Here is a 17,702-nt window from a genome sequence, read left to right as displayed (position 1 = left end):
CGCAGGCAGTGTGCACGAATCGACGCTTCGGCCTGCCGTGTCAGTCCTGGGCGGCAACGGCGTAAGCCCTGGCAGATCAGCCGCCGCCGGCAGTGCGCGGCGCGACCGCCCACCCGTTCGCCATCAGGAGCAGCACCAATGTCACCGATCCACCGCCTTGCCACCGCCTTTGCACTGGCCTGCGCCGCCAGCGGCAGCCACGCCGCCGAGTGGTTCGTCTCCACCAGCGGCAGCGACAGCAGCGGTACCGGCGCCATCGGCCAGCCGTTCCGCACCGTCACCCATGTGGTCGACCCCGCCAACGACATCGTGCAACCCGGCGATACGATCACCCTGCGCGGCCCAGTCGGGAACAATGTATACAACGAAACCGAAGTGCGCCTGCGCATTCCGCTCACCCTGCGCAGCCAGCCCGGCGAATGGGCACATATCGCCTGCCCCATCAATGTGCCGGATACGGTGTGCATCCAGATCGACCCGGATGCATCGGGCAGCCGCCTGTCGCGCCTGGAAATCAGCGGAGGCTTCTATTACGCCGTGTTCCTGCAGACCGACTGGTATTCCGACGGCGGCGAAACCGGCACCGGCGCTTCCAGCATCGTGATCGAAGATTCCAGGCTGCACGGCAGCGGCCGCGACGTAATCAAGATCACGCCCAAGTGCAACAACGTCACCATCCGCCGCAACGAGATCTACAACTCCGGCGCCAGCTATCCACCGGGCACGCCGCCGGAAGAAAAGAACGCGGAGGGCATCGACAACGTCAACGGCGCCGACATGCTGGTCGAGGACAACTACATCCACGATACCGCCACCACCGGCGTGTATTTCAAGGGTGGCGCCAGCAACGCCATCGTGCAGCGCAACCGCATCGAGAACGCCGGCGAGGCCGGCATCCTGGTCGGTTTCGATACCAGCCCCGAATTCTTCGACCTTGCCGCCAACCCGAATTACTACGAAGCCATCGGCGGTATCGTGCGCAACAACATCGTGCGCAATACCAACTACGCCGGCATCGGCCTGTACGCATCGCTGAATGCGGTCGTCGCCAACAACACTATCGTCAATACCGCGCTTTCCGGCCATGCCGCGCTGTACTACGGCGTCACCCTGCAAGACTTCGAGCCCCAGGCCGGACGTCCGCCCAACAGCAATCCGCTGGTGCGCAACAACCTGGTCATCCAGAACGGCCGCGATTGCATGGGTATCCGCTATTCACAGGATCTGGGCGGACTGAGCGGCCTCACCGGCAATCCCGGCACCAATCACAACGCGTTCTTCAACACTGCCGGCGCCTGCAATTTCTTCGACCGGCGGCCCGGCAGCCCGCTCGACGACGGCGGCACGCTGGCGCAATGGCGTGCCGCGCTGTCCAGCGATGCGCAGAGCTTCGAAGCCGCGCTGAGCCTCAGCGCCGACGGCCATCTTCCCGCCGCCAGCCCGGCCATCGATGCAGGCCAGACGCTGGCCCAGGTCAGCGACGATTTCGACAGACAGCTGCGCAGCGGTGCCAATGACATCGGTGCCGATGAACGCGCGGGCGATGCTATTTTTGCCAATGGATTTCAATGACCCTGCCATAGGTCATGGGGACGTTTGCGGGCATTTGCCCAACGCATGAATGCGCCCACAACCGTTCAGCAATCGCACCCCCAATCGTTCAGCTCGATTCTTCGATAGTCGCGCAGCCTTGAGCGGGAGCGCGCCCCGCCATGGTTTTTTTCCCACTATCCACAAAGCAGGAAAACGCGATGAATACGAAATTCGTGGCCACGCTGGTATTGGCCTTGGCGGGCAGCACTGTCTTTTCGTCGGCAGTCAGGGCCGACGGCTTCTTTATCGACGGACGCGCCGGACGCTCCAGTTTCGACAGCGGCAACGACACGGCGCTGGGCATCAACGGCGGCTATCGCTGGGGCGCGTTCGGCCTGGAAGGCGGCTATACCGACCAAGGCAAATCCGATCCGGGCCGCAACGGCAGCAGCGGGCAGCACGACGGAATCGGCCTGAAGGGCTGGACCGCCGGCGTCAACGGTCATTTCAACCTTACGCCCAACTGGTATCTGTCCGCCCGCGGCGGTCTGTTCCACTGGAAGGCCGACATGGACCTGGCCGGCAGCAGCCGCAGCGCACAGTTCAATGGAAACAGCTGGTACGGCGGTGTCGGCGCCGGCTACGACTTCAGCGAACGCTTCGGCGTAGGCATCAACTACGACATCTATCGCGCGCGCAAAGGCGACATGAATTTCGACGCCAAGACGGTCAGCGTGAGTACCGAGTACCGCTTCTGACCAGGCTGCCACCTGCGATGCCGCCGGCGATTGTGCCGGCCGGCATCGCTTTCTCATTCCAATCCATCGGCAAAAATGCGCAGCGGCAATCCGCCGCCCTGTGTCGTTTCGCAGCCGCCCTGGGCGTCGTATTCCAGTGCACCCACATCGGGCAGGCCGTCATTGCGCCGATTGGCGCAGAAATCGTCGGCGACCAGCGGCGCGGCCACGCCGAGATTGACCAGGCTGGCGCCATTGACCAGGCGGAAATCCGCCGACGCCGGCGCCTGGAACCAGGCAGCAAAATTCGCCATCGATACATTGCTCAGATTTCCCGCATTCGTGCTGCTGCCGCCGTTGCGCAGATTGATGCCGGCACTGCTGAGGTTATTGCGCACATCTGCCGTGGAAGCGGCGAAACGCACGTCGATGCCGCTGGTCGCGTACAAAGTGTTGTGCTGGATGCGCGAATTGGCCGCACTGTTGAGATAGATACCGACATCGTTGCAGGACAGAATCACATTGTTGCGCATGATGCCGTTCTGGTGCTCGGGTATGCAGATACCGTCTTCGCAGATCGAATTCGGCCCGGTACCGCCACCACCGAAGGACAGGCCCAGGCGCGTGCCGCCGCTGAACTGCTGGCTGCAGCGCACCAGATTGCGTTCGAACACGCCGTCGCGGGAATTGCCCTTGAGAAAGGCCGCATAGCTGACGCCGTCGCCGCCGAGCTTCTGGTAGTCGCGGATGGTATTGCCGCGCAGCAACCAGCGCCGGCCGCCGACCACATCGATCTTGGTCACCGGATTGGCGGTATTGCGTGCCCGCGTGTCGTAGAACAGGTTGTTCTCGATCACCACGTCGTCGGGATAGACATACACACCGCCCGACGACACGCCGTTGCTTTTGATCTGGGCATTGAAATCGCGCAACAGGTTGTCGCGCAGCTGCAGGAATTCCGCGTTGCCGAAAACGTGGAAGGCATGTTCGCAATTGGCATCGGTAGCGCAGGTTCCTTCCACATCCAGGCCTTCGAAGCGCCAGTATGCGCCGCTGACCTTGAAGCCCTCGACCAGCCCCGTGCCGAAACGCAGCAGCACGCTGCGCGGCGTGGCTGCCCGCACGCGGATCGGCGCCGCTGCCGTACCGCTGGCGAGGCAATTGAGATTGGTATCGACGGTATAGGTGCCCGCAGCGAGCACAATATCGTCGCCAGGCGCCGCATTCTGCAGCGCTGCGCGCAGGCCAGCCACATCGCCGACCGGCACCAGCCCCGCCCCGGCCGGCACTCCGGCCAGCAAGCCCAGTGCCGCCATCGTCGTCATCAGGATTCGCCGCATTGCCCTGCCTCGCCGCCATCGTCCCCCGCAGGACTCAGGCCGCGATTGTGTCCTGTCGCATCGCCGCCTGCCGTGACCGGCGCACGCTGCGCGGCGCGTGTCAGCTGCCGCGGCGGGCGAGCGTAAGTCCAGACAGTCGCACTCTGCGGAAACCTGCCGATGAAACCTTGCGCCCTGCCGCATCCCGCCCTTTCCTGCCTGTTGCTGCCGATGCTCGCCCTGGGCAGTGCCATCCCCGCGACAGCAGCCACGTTTGTCGTCGATACCGGAGTGGACACTGCACTGAGCAACTGCGTTGCCGGCCTGCCCGATGACTGCTCCTTGCGCGGTGCGATGCAACGCGCCAACAGCAACGCCGGCGAAGACCGCATCGAATTTGCCATTCCCAGCAACGATCCCAGCTACCAGAGCGCCAGCGATCATTGGCGTATTGCCGTCGGCACGACCTCGCTGCCACCGATCGAGAACGCCGTCGTGATCGACGGTTACAGCCAGCCCGGCGCGCTGGAAAACACCTTGTCGCCCGGGCAAGGTGGGCTGGATACCCTGCTGCGCATCGAACTGGTGCCGGGCACGGCGTCCGCCCCGCAACAGAACGGCCTGGAACTTTCGCTCAACTTCCCGGGCCAGGCCGCCAGCACGTTCCGTGGTCTCGCCATCAATCGTTTCATGCGGCAGATTCAGCTCAGCGGCAGCGCTGCGCACCGCGTCGAAGGCTGCTTTCTCGGCACCGACATCGGCGGCAGCGTCGCCGCCGTGCCGGGCAATACCGGCCGCGGCTACGGCATCTATGCCCTGGGCTCCGGCGCCTATGTCATCGGCGGCACGCTGCCGGCGGCGCGCAACCTGATCAGCGGCATGCTCGGCGGCATCGTGCTGCAATCGTCGAGCAACGGCCTCTCCGTCCAGGGCAACCTGATCGGCACCGACGCCAGCGGAACACTGCCGCTGGGCCATAGCAATTTCGCCGCGATCTATTCCTCCGCCAGCGTGACCAATGCGCTGATCGGCGGCGGCTCCGCGGCAGCGCGCAACGTGATCTCCGCCAACCCCTTCGGCGCCATCGTCTTCAGTGGCGGCAGCAACGGCGCATTCAGCGGCACGCGCATCGAAGGCAATTTCATCGGCAGCGATGCCAGCGGCACACAGGCGCTGGGCAACGGCGCGGCATCCAGCCCGCAGCCGGCCCTGCAGATCTTCGGCAGCGGCGATTGCGCCATCGGTATCGGCGGCGACAGCACGGACGCCGCCAATCTGATTGCCTACAACGCCGGGCCCGGTCTTGCCGTCATCGGCTGCAGCCGTGTCAGTGCCGGCGGCAATCGTTTCGTCGGCAACCGCGGACTGGCTGTCGACCTGGCCGGCAACAGCGGCAGCCTGCCCGACGGACCGACACCCAACGATGCCGGCGATGCCGACGAAGGCAGCAATCGCCTGCAGAACAAACCGGTGATCGAGCAGGTGGTCTATGCCGATGCCGGCGCAACGATCCATCTGACCTATCGCGTCGACACCGCCGCCGCGAATGCCAGCTGGCCGCTGCGCATCGACCTGGCCCGCGGCCTTGCTGCCGGCAGCGCGCTCGACAGCTACAGCCAGGCCCAGGCGCAGACCAGCAAGACCATCACCTTCCCCGCTGCGTCGCTACAGGGCTTGCCACTGATGCTGCTGGCCACCGACGCCGACGGCAACAGCAGCGAATTTTCCAGCGACCGCCTGTTCGGCGACGGCTTCGGCGCCTGAACATGTCGTCTGTGCGTAGCTGGCAAGCGGCGGAGGCAGGCGCTACGCTGCCGCCCCTATGCCCCATTCCCATCGCGATTTCACGCTAGAGCCCGACCAGACCGACCGTCTCGCCAATCTGGCCGGCCCTTTCAACGAACACCTGCGCCAGATCGAACTGCGCCTGGGCGTGACCGTGGACAACCGCGGCAACGTCTTTCGCGTCAGCGGCGAAACACGCCACGCGGAACTGGCACGGCGCCTGCTGCAGGAATTCTACGCGCTGACCGAGAGCGAAGTACTCGACGCGCAGCGCATCAACCTGCTGCTGCAGGATTCCAGCATTGCCGCGCTGGACGAGGAAGCCGCCGCCGGCGCGCAGGAAATCACGATACGGGTCAAGCGCGGCACCATCCGCGGCCGCGGGCCGAACCAGCAGCGCTACCTGCATGCGGTGGCCACGCACGACATCAACTTCGGCATAGGCCCGGCCGGCACCGGCAAGACCTATCTCGCCGTGGCCAGTGCGGTCGACGCGCTGGAAGACAACCGCGTTCAGCGCATCATCCTGGTGCGCCCGGCGGTGGAAGCCGGCGAGAAGCTCGGCTTCCTGCCCGGCGACCTGACCCAGAAGGTCGACCCCTACCTGCGTCCGCTCTACGACGCGCTGTACGAGATGCTCGGCTTCGACAAGGTGGCCAAGCTGATCGAGCGCAACGTGATCGAGATTGCGCCGCTGGCCTATATGCGCGGACGTACTCTGAACGACTCTTTCGTCATCCTGGACGAAGCGCAGAATTCCACCGTGGAACAGATGAAAATGTTCCTTACCCGCATAGGCTACGGATCAGTCGCAGTGGTCACCGGCGACATCACCCAGGTCGACCTGCCCAAGCAGGTGCGCTCGGGCCTGCGCGATGCGATCGACGTGCTGCGCGACGTATCCGGCATCAGCTTCACCTTCTTCAGTGCCAACGACGTCGTGCGCCATCCGCTGGTGCAGAAGATCGTGCGCGCCTACGAAAAACACGACGCGGCACAGAACGGAGCCAAGGCATGAAACGCATCCTGCTCACCGCGTTGCTTGCCCTGGCTGGCACCGCCCAGGCACAGACCCTGGCCAGCCCCGAGAGCCTGGAATTCCATCCACGCAGCGGCCGCCTGCTGATCGCCAATACCAACAGCAGCCAGATTCTCGCGCGCAGTGCGGCCGGCACGCTCAGCGTTTTCACCGCAGTGAGCTCGCCCTATGGCATCGAGCTGCTGCGCGGCACCCTGTTCGTGCTGAGTTCCGGCAAGGTGATGGGCTACGACATCGACAGCGCCCAGCAGGTGATGAACCTCAGCATCCCCGGAGCGAGCTTTCTCAACGGCATCACCTCCAACGGCGTCGACACGCTGTACATCACCGATTTCAGCGCCAAGAAGCTGCTCAAAGTGAATGTTGCCGACCTGGCCAATCCGGTGCAGACGCCGCTGCAGACACTGACCCTGACGCCCAACGGCGTAGTCTTCGATGCCGCCGCCAACCGGCTGCTGATTGGCACCTGGTCGGCCGCACGCGTGCTCAGCTACGACATTGCAGCGAATACCGCACCGACGACGCTGATCCAGCCCAGCGGCTATTCGAATATCGACGGCATCGCGCTGGACTGCGAAGGACGCATCCATATCACTGCCTGGAGCTGCCCCGGCGGCGGTGGCTGCCTGCGCCGCTTCGATCCGCCGTTCACGCTCGCATCCACACCCGTCAGCCTGGGCCCGGCACTGACCGCGCCGGCCGACATCGACTTCGGCGCACGCAGCGGCGACCTGGCCATACCCGAGACCAGCGCCAATCGCATCACCCTGGTGCCGGCCGGCTGCGCCGCCAGCCTGTTCGCCGACGATTTCGAACGCTGATGCCGGTGCAGGTACATGTCAGCCGCGCTGCCGGACTTTCCGCCCGCGGCATTCCCCGCGCCGACAGTTTCCGCAACTGGGCCCAGACCGCGCTGCAGGCGGTACGGCGGCGGCGCGCCAGCGAGCTGTCCGTATACATTGTCGATAGTGCAGAAGGGCGCGAACTGAACCGGCACTACCGCAGCCGCGACTACGCCACCAACGTATTGTCTTTCCCGGCCGAGCTGCCGCCCGGCGTGCGCCTGCCCCTGCTCGGCGACCTCATCCTCTGCGCGCCGGTCGTCGCTCGCGAAGCAGCCGAACAGCACAAGCCGCTGCGCCATCACTACGCGCACATGACCATACATGGCGTGCTGCATCTGCTCGGCTATGACCATCTTGTCGATGCCGAGGCCGAACGCATGGAGGCTTTGGAGCGCAGGGCGCTGGCACAGCTGGGAATCGCGGATCCCTACGAAACCGCATAACGGTGCGATCACGACAGCGAGACCGCAGGTTTGGGCAAGCCGCAGGCGCCCCCAACGTCGCTGGTGTATCCACAACAAAAACCCCGTGCCGAAGGAATCTCGCTGCGTGCGGAAAATGCCCTTCGGCATCGGTTCTCCGATGGTGCGGCACCTCGATGTCGGGGCGCGCCTGCGGCTTTCCCCAACCTACGAACTCAACATTCGCTTCTACGATTTCACGTCGGGCAGCGGCGCAACGCTGCGTGCCAGGCCGGTGTGGCGCACATCCTTGCCGCGCACCAGGTAGATCACCTGTTCGCAGATGTTCTTGCAGCGATCGCCGATGCGTTCCAGCGCGCGCGCGCTCCACAGCAGTTCCAGCGCGGCGGGCACGCGTTCGGATTCGCGCTGCATCAGGTCCACCAGCAGGCGCGTTAGCTCCTTGTACAGCACATCCACTTCGCGGTCGCGGCGCAGGCGTTCCAGCGCGCGGGTTTCGTCCATGCGTGCAAAAGTATCCAAGGTGCCGCGCAACTGGTCGCGCACCAGGTTGCCCATCTGGATCAGCTTGACCAGGTAGTGTTCGGCCAGCTCCGCCGCACCGAGCTTTTCGGCGATGCGGGCGATGCGCTCGGCTTCGTCGCCGATGCGCTCCAGGTTGGCCACCATGCGCACCACCGCCAGCACCAGGCGCAGATCCGACGCCGCCGGCTGGCGCCGTGCCAGGATCTGCGTGCAGCGCGCATCGATTTCCAGCTCGGCCGCATTGACCTCGTCTTCCCGCGCCATCACCTGTGCCACCTGGCGCAGGTCGCGCGCGGCTAGCGCTTCCAGCGCCGTGGCCAGCTGTGCCTCGACCAGTCCGCCCATGGCCAGCACCTGGCGCGTCAGCGCGGCCAGTTCGCTGTTGAACTGCTGGGAAATATGCTGGCCTAGATGCAAGCGATCCATAGGTATCGTCGTGTCCGTGGGGCGTAAGCAGGCTAGCGTAGGTCTGGCCCGATGACACCGTGTTTACATTGAGAAAAATCTAGTCTGAGAATACCAGCGAAAAAAACAGAAAGACGGCCCAGGCAAGGAATTTCACTGCCCTCCGTGCTACTCCTCGTCCCGCGCCAGCTTGCCGGTAATGTAGTCTTCCGTGCCGCGCAGGCGCGGGTTGGTGAAAATGCGGTCGGTAGTATCGAATTCGAGCAGCCGGCCAGCCTGCATATACGCCGTGTAGTCGGCCACGCGCGCCGCCTGCTGCATATTGTGGGTCACCAGCAGTACGCTGTAGCGCTCGCGCAGGGCCACCACCAGTTCCTCGAAGCGCAGGGTGGAGATCGGGTCCAGCATCGAGGCTGGCTCGTCCATCAGCAATACCTGCGGCTCCACCGCCAGCGCGCGCGCGATCACCAGGCGCTGCTGCTGGCCGGCCGACAGGCGCAGCGCGCTTTCGCCCAGGCGGTCGCGCACTTCCTCCCACAGGCCGGCGGCGCGCAGTGCCGCCTCGACGCGGTCTTCCAGCTCCAGGCGCGCACGCAGGCCCGCCAGGCGCAGGCCGAAGGCCACGTTTTCGCTGACCGACTGGGGAAACGGGTTGGGTTTCTGGAACACCATGCCGACGCGGCGGCGCAGCTCCGGCAAGGACAGCTCCGCCGCATACGCATCGGCACCGAATACGCGCACGTCGCCGACGATGCGGCAGTCGGCAATCTCGTCGTTGAGCCGGTTGAAACAGCGCAGCAGGCTGGACTTGCCGCAGCCGGAAGGGCCGATCAGCGCAGTGACGCGACGGCAGGGCACGGCCAGGTCTACCGCATCCAGCGCGCGGCGCGAGCCGTAGTCCAGGCTCAAGCCGCGCGCCTGCAAGGCCAGCTCCTGGCCGTCAAGCAAGCCGCCGGGCATGGCGGCCACAGGTGCCGGCGCACTCATGCGGACAACTCGCGGCTGCGCTCGCGCAAGCGGTTGCGCACGACGATGGCCGAGGCGTTCAGGCCTATTACCACCAGCAACAGCAGCAGCGCCGTCGCATGCGCCTGGGCCAGGTCGCGCGGCCCGTCGCTGCCGGTCAGCGCCAGGTCGTACACGCCATGCCCCAGGTGCATGAATTGCTGCGATAAATGCAAATACGGAAATTCTCCATTAAGCGGCAACGCCGGCGCGTACTTGACCGCGCCCACCAGCATCAGCGGCGCCACTTCGCCGGCCGCCCGCGCCACGGCCAGAATCAGCGCTGTCAGCAGGGCCGGCCGCGCCACCGGCAACACCACGCGCCAGAGCATTTCCGCCCGCGTCGCGCCCAGGGCCAGTGCCGCCTGGCGCAGTCCCGGCGGCACGCGCGCCAGGCCCTCCTCCACCGAAATCACCACCACCGGCAAGGTCAGCAGGGCCAGGGTCAACGCCGACCAGAGCAAACCACCCCTGCCCCAGTGCGGCACCGGCGCTGTCGTACCACTGAGCAAGACATCGAGGCTGCCGCCGATACCGTGCACGAACAGCACCAGGCCGAACAGGCCGTAGATCACCGACGGCACGCTGGCCAGGTTGGCGATGGCGGCGCGCAGGCCGCGTGCCAGTTGGTCGTTGCCGGCGTACTCGTGCAGCCACAGCGCCACCAGCACGCCCAGCGGCATCACCAGCACGCTCATCAGCATCACCAGAACGACGGTACCGAGCAGCGCAGCGAACAGCCCGCTGCCGCCGGTGCCGCCGGCAAAACCCAGCGCCCGCTGCAGCCCTGTGCCCAGGCGCTGCCAGCCGCTCAGCGCGTTGACCGCCACGACTTCCACCAGATCGGCCCCGCGCACCGGAACTTCGCCGTCCGCCCCCGGCAGTACCAGCCGCTGCTGCGGATCTAGACCGCGCCAGGACTGCTCGCTGCCGCGCAGCAGGATTTCGCGCCCGTCGGCCAGGCGCAGGTTCAAGGCATCCGCCGGAAAGGACAAGTGCACAAGGGAAGAACGCAGCACGCGCCGGTAGGCATCGCCACGACGCTGCCACTCGCTGCCGCGCACAATCAGCACCTGTTCGTCCTGCGCCAGCACGCTGGCGAGCAGGCTGTGTTCGCCGGCATCGTCGCGCCACTGCAGCAGTGCGACCGGCGCGGGCGCAAACGCCTGCCAGGACTGCGCCAGCAACACCCAGAGCAAGGCCGCCAGCGCGAGCAGGCTGGTGCTCACGGCGGCAGCCGCCAGCCAGAGGCCAAGATCCCGGCGCTGCACCGGCCTGGAAGCATTACTCGCCATCGCCGCTAGCTTCCGGCCAGGCGCTGGCGCAGGCGTGCACGCACGCCCTCGGCCAGGGCATTCAGCAACAGGCACAGGCCGAACAGCAACAGCGCCGAGAACAGCAGCTGGCCGTAATGCACACTGCCGCGAACCGCATCGGGCGCTTCCAGGGCAAGGTTCGCCGCGACCGAACGCAAACCGCTCAGCGGCGACACCTGCAACAACGGCGTGTTGCCACTGGCCATCAGCACGATCATGGTTTCGCCCAGGGCGCGGCTGAAACCCAGCAATACTGCCGCAGCAATGCCCGGCGCAGCGACCGGCAGCACCAGCCGCCACAAGGCCTGCCAGCGCGTCGCCCCGAGCGCCTGCGCGCCGGTAGCGAGATCGGCCGGTACGGCGAACAAGGCGTCCTCGGCCAGAGTGAATATCACCGGCATGGTGGCCAGGCCCAGCATCAGGCCGATGACCAGGCCATTCCAGGGCGAGGCCGGCTGCAACTGGGCAGCGAAGGACGCAAACAGCGGCGCCTGACCCAGCCCCAGGGCCAACGGCACCAGCAAGGCCGCCAGCGGCAGCAGCAGCCCGATTTCGCGGCCGCGCCAGAAGCGTTGCCAGCCTGCCGGCGCCAGCCGCTGCCATAGCCAGCCCGCGGCCAGTGCCAGCAGCGGCAGCAAGGCCAACAACAGCACCAGGCCCAGTACACGCTGCGCCAGCCAGGGCGCCAGTATCAAGGCAGCGATCAGCCCCAGCACCACCGCGGGCACCGCCTCGAACAGTTCGAACACCGGCTTGAGCAGGCCGCGCAGCCCTGGCGTGGCAAAGCGCGCGCACCAGATCGCCGCGCCCAGTCCCAGCGGCAAGGCCACCAGCATGGCGTACAGCGCCGCCTTGAAACTGCCGGCCAGCAAGGGCAGCAAGGCTTCGCGCCAGGCATCGTCGATACGGGCGTTGAATAGCAGAAACAGCGGCAAGGCCAGCAGCAACAGGGCCAGCAACAGGCTGAGCCCACGCAGGCCGCGTCCCAGCCAACGCTCACGCCACTGCCGCCGCGCGGCGCGTGCGGCAAATCGGGCAGTGAGCGAGTGAGGCGGGAAAGATGCAGCCGGAACGGACATTTGGACCAAGCTAGGCGGTGATTGTGACAGTCATATTACATAGCCCGGCCATGGCCGTACGCTGTCACGGCGACGTCACGCCAGCGCAACCGGCGCGCAATCGCCCCGCCGCAGCATGGACCAAACCTGAGGATGCCAGCCGGCTGTGGCGACACGGCAGAACGCTGATGCGTCCGGAGTCCGCGCCGTGCGCATCGCCATCGTCACCGAAACCTATCCGCCCGAAATCAACGGCGTCGCGCTGACGGTGCAGTCGTTGGCCCAGGGCCTGCACGGCCGCGGCCACCAGGTGCAGCTGATCCGCCCGCGCCAGCCAGCGGCCGACGCCGATGCAGCCCTGGTCGACGACGACGTACAAGTCACCGGCGCCGCACTGCCGCGCTACCCGGGCCTGCGCTTCGGCCTGCCGGCGCGGCGCCGCCTGGAATCGCTGTGGAAAGCGCAGCGCCCCGATGCCATCTACGTCGCCACCGAAGGGCCGCTGGGCCATTCCGCCCTGCGCGCGGCAAACCGGCTGGGCATTGCCGCCAGTACCGGCTTTCATACCCGCTTCGACGACTTTGCCCGCCACTACGGCGTGGGTTTTCTCACACCGCTGGTGTTCGCCTGGCTGCGCCATTTCCACGGCCGTTCCGCCGCGACGCTGGTGCCGACGCAGGAACTGGCCGATTTCCTCGGCAAGAACGGCTTCAATCATGTGCGCCTGCTGCGCCGCGCGGTCGATACCCAGCTGTTCGATCCGGCCCGGCGCGATGCCGCGCTACGCGCCCGCTGGGGCCTGACCGACGACGAACTGGCCGTGGTCTACGTCGGCCGCATTGCGCCGGAGAAAAACCTCGCCCTGAACGTGCGCGCCTTCCGCGCGCTGCAGCAGCACTGTCCGGCGGCACGCTATATCTGGATTGGCGACGGCCCGGCCCGGGCCGAACTGGCGCGGCAGAATCCCGACTTCATCTTCGCCGGCACGCTGCGCGGCGAAGAACTGGCGCGGCATTTCGCCAGCTGCGATTTATTCCTGTTTGCCTCGCTCAGCGAGACCTTCGGCAACGTCACCCTGGAAGCCATGGCCAGTGGCGTGGCCACGCTCGCCTTCGACTACGGCGCGGCGCGCGAACACATCGTCGACGGCGGCAACGGCCGCCGCATCGCCTGCAGCAACGGCGAGGCCTTTGTCGAAGCTGCTGTGCAATTCGCCCGCGATCCCGCACTGCGCCACCGCCTTGCTGCCGCTGGCCGCGATGCGATGCGCGGCCTGAGTCCCCAATCCGTCACCGACCACTTTGCCGAACTGCTGGCGAACCTGAGGAGCCGCGCATGAACGCGATCGAACGCTGGAACCGCCTGGAAGTCCGCAGCGGCGAATGGCGCGTCTGCCTTGCCGCCAATCGCTGGGGCACACGCCGCACCATCGCGCGCTTTTTCTGTGCGGTCAGCCGCGCCGGCGACGGTGTGTTCTGGTACAGCCTGATGGCCGTACTGGCCCTGTTCGGCGGCAGCCGCGGCGCCCAGGCGGCGCTGCACATGGCCGTCGTCGGCATTGTCGCCCTGCTGCTCTACCGCAATCTGAAAAAACGCACCTGCCGGCCACGCCCGTTCCGCGCCCACCACGGCATCGTGGCGCATATTCCACCCTTGGACGAATACAGTTTTCCGTCCGGACATACCTTGCACGCGGTGAGCTTCAGCCTTGTCGCAATCGCCTATTTCCCGATGCTGGCTGTGCTGCTGCTGCCGTTCACGCTGCTCGTCGCCGCGTCACGCGTGATCCTCGGTCTGCACTTTCCCAGCGATGTAGTGGCCGCTGCCGTGATTGGCAGCGGCCTGGCTTCTGTTTCGTTGTGGGTGGTGCCCGGAGTTACGCTGCTGCCGGGCTAGACACTGCCCGGTTCGACCGCGGCCCCACTGCAATGCGCACCTGCTTGCGCCGGCTCGGATCGAATTCCAGCGCCGCGAAAGCGATCTCGCCGCGATACCCGGCGACGATTTCGGCATTGTGGTTTTCGTAGATCGACATCGCCGCCGCTGTATCGAAGCCGGCATAGTAGAGCTTGAACACGGACGGGTATTCATCCCGCTCCGGATCAAAGCGGCAATCGAGAATCCAGAAACCGGCAGCGTCCTGCGTCAACAGTAGACGCGGAACATCCCAAAAGCCGCGGTAGGCCATATAGGCAGCCAGATACCGGCCTCATAGGTCATCAAGCGATTCATCTGCATGCCCGGTCCACTTTCGCCAGTGTTGAACATGTCCTGTGCCGTTGCTACTCGTGTGCCGTTACTACGCATGGCCACGACACAGGGTGGCCAGAATAGCCACCAGACCTCGCCGGTGAAAATGGCGGGTTGTCATCGCACGATTGCCGCCGCAAGCCCAGGCCGCAGCTGCCCTTCCCAATCGACGGCATTGGCAACTTGGCCGTCTCTGCGTACTTCGTCCAAGGCATCCGCAGCGATATCGGCAACGAGCCAGGCGTCGCCGGGCGACGCCCGCGCCACGACGCCGTCGTCGGGCAGGCCGCGATCGCTGGGCGCATAGATCGCCGCGCTGCCGGTATTCGTATCCAGCGCCGGGCTCCAGGCCGCCTCGCCAGCCGTGACGGCCTGTACGACATGGACCTGGTTTTCCAGTGCGCGCGCCTGGCAGCCCACGCGTACGCGCGTTGCACCAGCTGGCGTGTCGGTACAGCTGGGCACCAGCAGCAGGCGTGCGCCGGATTCGTACTGGCGCCGCGCAAAGAGGGGAAATTCGGCGTCGTAGCAGATATTCACGCCGATGCGGCCGAGCGTCGTATCGAATACCTGCAAGACATCGCCGCCTTCGATCACGCCACTGGCGCGTTCGAAGCCGGTCAGCAGCAGCTTGTCCTGGAACCACTGGCGCCCGTCGGGCGCATACAGTATCGAGCGATTGCGATAGCGGCCGTTTGGCTGGCGCAGCAGGAAACTGCCGGCCAGCACATGCAATCCGCACTCGCGCGCCATAGCGCCGAACAACGCGTTCCACGCCGGAAAGAAAGCCTGCAGCGCCGCCAGCGAACGCACGAAATCGCCGCGTACCTCGGCATCAAATACCGCAGCCAGTTCCAGCGACAGGTATTCGGGTAGCACCGCCAATACCGCACCGCGCTGCGCCGCGGCGCTCAATTCATCCTGCAGACGCTGGGCAAATACATCGAAATGCGCAGGCTCGCCGACCGGCCATTGCGCGCTGGCGATGCGCATCGTCACTCCTCGTCCAACGGGCGCAGCCAGAAGCGCAGATCGTGCAAGCTGGTCTGCTCGTGCCCGATTTCCTGCCATTCCAGCCGGCAGAACATGTCGTCCTGGCGGCGATAGCCGCGCTTGCACCAGAACGCATCGTTGTCGCGATGGCGTGGCGGGCGGCGCGGATCGTCGGCGCTGCGCTCCACCGCGCAGAAGGCGGTCAGCGCAAAGCCGCCGAGTTCGCGCGCCCGTGCCTCGCGCGCATCGAAGAACGCGTGGCCCAGGCGCCGGCCGCGATAGGCCGGCAGCAGCACGGATTCGCCGAAATAGAACACCGTGTCCAGCGTCATGCCGCGCTGCAGGAACGGCTGCTGGAATGCCGCCGTTTCGTCGGCCAGGGGAATTGCCGTGGAAGCGCCGACGACGGCGTCGCCGTCGAAGGCCAGCACGAACAGGCTGCGCGGCGAATGTGCATAAGTGGACAGATAGCGTGCTTCGTATTCCGCGCTGCCCTGGTAACAATACGGCCAGTCGCGGAATACGTCGATGCGCAATGCAGCCACCGCCGCCAGGTGCGGCGTCACCGCCGTACCCGACAGGCATTCGATGCGCGTCACCTCAGGCACTCTTGCTCTTGGCGATCCACTCGTCAACAACGCGTTCGAGCAGCACCAGCGGCAGCGAGCCCTGCTTGAGAATGACATTATGGAACTGGCGAATATCGAACTTGTCGCCGAGTTCTTTCTTGGCTTTCTCGCGCAGCTCCAGGATCTTGAGCATGCCGACCTTGTAGCCCAGAGCCTGGCCGGGCATGACGAAATAGCGCTCGATCTCAGCCACCACATCGGTCTCGACCATGCCGGTATTGGCCAGCATGTATTCGACCGCCTGCTCGCGCGTCCACTTCTTGGAATGGATGCCGGTATCCACCACCAGGCGCACCGCGCGCATCATTTCGTCGCGCAGGCGGCCGAGGTTGTCCAGCGGATCGTTCTCGAAGCCCAGTTCCCAGGCCAGCCGCTCGGTATACAGCGCCCAGCCTTCCGCATAGGCAGTGAACGGCAGTATGCGGCGGAAGAACGGCACGCCCTTGAGTTCCTGCTGGATGGCAATCTGGAAATGATGGCCGGGAATTGCCTCATGATAGGCCAGCGTGCGCATGGTGAACTTTGGCATTTCTGCCACATTGCGCAAATTGGCATAGAACACGCCAGGCCGCGAACCGTCGAAGGCGCCTGGCTGGTAGTAAGCGCCCGGCGCGGTGGCCTGGGAGAACTCCGGCACCGCCTCCACTTTCACGCCCAGCTTGGGCCGGATGTCGAAGGCCGGGCCGAGCTTGCCGTCGATGTCGTCGATGATGGCCTGGAAGCGTGCCAGCAGCTCCTTCTTGCCTTCCGGCGTGTTCGGGAAGAGCTGGTCCGGGCTGGCGGTGAGCGTGCGTACACGGTCGCCGATCGAACCTTCGGTCATGCCGCGTTCGCGCAGGATAGCATCCATCTCGCCGCTGACGCGGGCCACTTCGGCCAGGCCGATCTGGTGGATCTGGTCGGCGCTCATCTCGGTGGTGGTGTGGTTGCGCACGCACCAGGCGTAGTAGGCGTCGCCGTCGGGCAGATGCCAGGCACCGTAGTTGCCGTCGGCCTTCGCGCGCAGGGCTTCCTCGTGCGCAATCAGTTTCTTGTACGACGGGTAGACGCTGTCGTTGATCGCCTTCTCCACCTCGGCCAGCAGGCCGTCGCGGGTGGACTGGTTCATGCTGTCGGCAGGAATCTTGTCCAGCTTGTCCTTGAACGTGACGTACAAGATGTTTTCCTTGGCCGGCACGCCGGTGAACCCCTGCATCTGGGTAATCACCTTGTCCACGGTAAAGCGCGGCGGCACGATGCCCTTGCCCTCGTAAAGGCGCAGGCTTTCCAGGGTCTGGTCGAACTTGAGCGGGAACTTGTTCAAGCGCTTGACGTAGTCCTTGGCCTCGCCCTCGCTCGCCACCGGATGCTGCTGCGCCATGAAATCGGGCAGGCTGCTCTGGATGCCGAACATCTGGTTGACGGGGAAGCCGTAGCCGCGGAACTTGTCGCCTTCCACCTGGACGCGCAGGAAATATTCCATCACGTCGTAGGACAGCTTGCCTGCATCATCCAGGCCGCTGCGGTGGTAGGTCAGCAGCATGTCGTGGCTGTCCTTGACCAGCTGGAACTGGCGTTCGTCCTCGGCCGGCGACGCGTCGCCCAGGTCATCGCTGTAGAAATCCAGCCACGGCGGCACGATGCGCATGCTCGACAGCATTTCCGGACTGGCCACCGCGAACTTGGCGAATACACGGCCGTAGAACCAGTTCAGACTGACCGGTTTGAAGTACCAGAAATTAGCGAACAGCAGTCCAATGACCGCGACCAGAACCAAAAACAGGCTGAACAGCCATTTCAACAGGCGTTTCATGGTTTCCCCAGGGGCAAGGTGATAGCAACGTGAACAGACTTTCGCATGT

Annotated in this window: 17 protein-coding genes; 8 read left to right on the top strand and 9 right to left on the bottom strand. The window is 65.4% G+C overall.

The annotated features are described in order from the left end of the window. Positions 1-138 precede the first annotated feature (138 nt). Together DFR29_RS13130 and DFR29_RS13125 are read left to right on the top strand one after the other, a co-directional pair. Entirely contained in the window at positions 139-1,572 is a 1,434-nt protein-coding gene (locus DFR29_RS13130) for a right-handed parallel beta-helix repeat-containing protein (RefSeq protein WP_133819065.1), read from the top strand. Positions 1,573-1,751: 179 nt separating this feature from the next. Continuing rightward, complete coding sequence (locus DFR29_RS13125) at positions 1,752-2,291, top strand: outer membrane beta-barrel protein (RefSeq protein ID WP_166654068.1); 540 nt, start codon at positions 1,752-1,754, stop codon at positions 2,289-2,291. A 53-nt stretch (positions 2,292-2,344) separates the two neighbouring features. Here the strand turns inward: DFR29_RS13125 and DFR29_RS13120 are convergent, their stop codons facing one another. Next, positions 2,345-3,595 carry a right-handed parallel beta-helix repeat-containing protein gene (locus DFR29_RS13120; RefSeq protein WP_166654067.1) on the bottom strand — a complete coding sequence of 417 codons (1,251 nt, stop codon included), beginning with the start codon at positions 3,593-3,595 and terminating at the stop codon, positions 2,345-2,347. A 174-nt stretch (positions 3,596-3,769) separates the two neighbouring features. On the opposite strand from DFR29_RS13120, the gene DFR29_RS13115 reads away from it, so the two are divergent. The 4 genes from DFR29_RS13115 to ybeY are packed head-to-tail and all read left to right on the top strand — an operon-like array spanning position 3,770 to position 7,701. Then, positions 3,770-5,353, top strand: a complete 1,584-nt coding sequence (locus DFR29_RS13115) for a right-handed parallel beta-helix repeat-containing protein (protein WP_133819063.1) — start codon at positions 3,770-3,772, stop codon at positions 5,351-5,353. A 58-nt stretch (positions 5,354-5,411) separates the two neighbouring features. Continuing rightward, positions 5,412-6,392, top strand: a complete 981-nt coding sequence (locus DFR29_RS13110; RefSeq protein ID WP_133819062.1) for a PhoH family protein — start codon at positions 5,412-5,414, stop codon at positions 6,390-6,392. Next, positions 6,389-7,234, top strand: coding sequence for an SMP-30/gluconolactonase/LRE family protein (locus tag DFR29_RS13105; protein WP_133819061.1), 846 nt, complete (start codon positions 6,389-6,391; stop codon positions 7,232-7,234). Before DFR29_RS13110 ends, DFR29_RS13105 begins: the two co-directional genes overlap by 4 nt. Next, positions 7,234-7,701 (top strand): rRNA maturation RNase YbeY, encoded by a 468-nt coding sequence (gene ybeY / locus DFR29_RS13100; protein ID WP_133819060.1) that lies wholly within the window; start codon positions 7,234-7,236, stop codon positions 7,699-7,701. The genes DFR29_RS13105 and ybeY overlap by 1 nt, the downstream gene beginning before the upstream one ends. Positions 7,702-7,908: 207 nt before the next feature. Here the strand turns inward: ybeY and phoU are convergent, their stop codons facing one another. The 4 genes from phoU to DFR29_RS13080 form a co-directional block, all read right to left on the bottom strand. Next, complete coding sequence (phoU, locus tag DFR29_RS13095; RefSeq protein ID WP_133819059.1) at positions 7,909-8,631, bottom strand: phosphate signaling complex protein PhoU; 723 nt, start codon at positions 8,629-8,631, stop codon at positions 7,909-7,911. 147 nt (positions 8,632-8,778) lie between these two features. Further along, complete coding sequence (locus DFR29_RS13090) at positions 8,779-9,597, bottom strand: phosphate ABC transporter ATP-binding protein (RefSeq protein ID WP_133819058.1); 819 nt, start codon at positions 9,595-9,597, stop codon at positions 8,779-8,781. Then, entirely contained in the window at positions 9,594-10,844 is a 1,251-nt protein-coding gene (gene pstA / locus DFR29_RS13085; RefSeq protein ID WP_166654066.1) for a phosphate ABC transporter permease PstA, read from the bottom strand. Before pstA ends, DFR29_RS13090 begins: the two co-directional genes overlap by 4 nt. Positions 10,845-10,915: 71 nt before the next feature. Beyond that, the gene (locus DFR29_RS13080) at positions 10,916-11,890 is read right to left on the bottom strand and encodes an ABC transporter permease subunit (RefSeq protein WP_166654065.1); all 975 of its coding nucleotides are present in this window, start codon (positions 11,888-11,890) and stop codon (positions 10,916-10,918) included. Positions 11,891-12,197: 307 nt separating this feature from the next. On the opposite strand from DFR29_RS13080, the gene DFR29_RS13075 reads away from it, so the two are divergent. Together DFR29_RS13075 and DFR29_RS13070 are read left to right on the top strand one after the other, a co-directional pair. Further along, positions 12,198-13,328: a glycosyltransferase family 4 protein gene (locus DFR29_RS13075; RefSeq protein WP_133819055.1), complete on the top strand. Its 1,131-nt coding sequence runs from the start codon at positions 12,198-12,200 to the stop codon at positions 13,326-13,328. Continuing rightward, entirely contained in the window at positions 13,325-13,885 is a 561-nt protein-coding gene (locus DFR29_RS13070; RefSeq protein ID WP_133819054.1) for a phosphatase PAP2 family protein, read from the top strand. The genes DFR29_RS13075 and DFR29_RS13070 overlap by 4 nt, the downstream gene beginning before the upstream one ends. Here the strand turns inward: DFR29_RS13070 and DFR29_RS13065 are convergent. From DFR29_RS13065 to DFR29_RS13050, 4 genes are all read right to left on the bottom strand, one after another. Beyond that, positions 13,866-14,177, bottom strand: coding sequence for a hypothetical protein (locus tag DFR29_RS13065; RefSeq protein ID WP_133819053.1), 312 nt, complete (start codon positions 14,175-14,177; stop codon positions 13,866-13,868). The two genes, DFR29_RS13070 and DFR29_RS13065, sit on opposite strands and share 20 nt — an antisense overlap. A gap of 179 nt (positions 14,178-14,356) precedes the next feature. Beyond that, positions 14,357-15,232 (bottom strand): carbon-nitrogen hydrolase family protein, encoded by an 876-nt coding sequence (locus tag DFR29_RS13060; RefSeq protein ID WP_133819052.1) that lies wholly within the window; start codon positions 15,230-15,232, stop codon positions 14,357-14,359. A 2-nt stretch (positions 15,233-15,234) separates the two neighbouring features. Next, a complete protein-coding gene (locus tag DFR29_RS13055; protein ID WP_133819051.1) occupies positions 15,235-15,831 on the bottom strand; it encodes a GNAT family N-acetyltransferase in 597 nt (198 codons plus the stop codon). Between the two features lies 1 nt (position 15,832). After that, entirely contained in the window at positions 15,833-17,653 is a 1,821-nt protein-coding gene (locus tag DFR29_RS13050; RefSeq protein WP_133819050.1) for a DUF885 domain-containing protein, read from the bottom strand. Between the last annotated feature and the right edge of the window lie 49 nt (positions 17,654-17,702).

Origin of the sequence: Tahibacter aquaticus (assembly GCF_004363655.1) — a bacterium.
GTDB classification, from domain to species: Bacteria; Pseudomonadota; Gammaproteobacteria; order Xanthomonadales; family Rhodanobacteraceae; genus Tahibacter; species Tahibacter aquaticus.
This window is presented reverse-complemented; position numbering and strand designations above follow the sequence as displayed.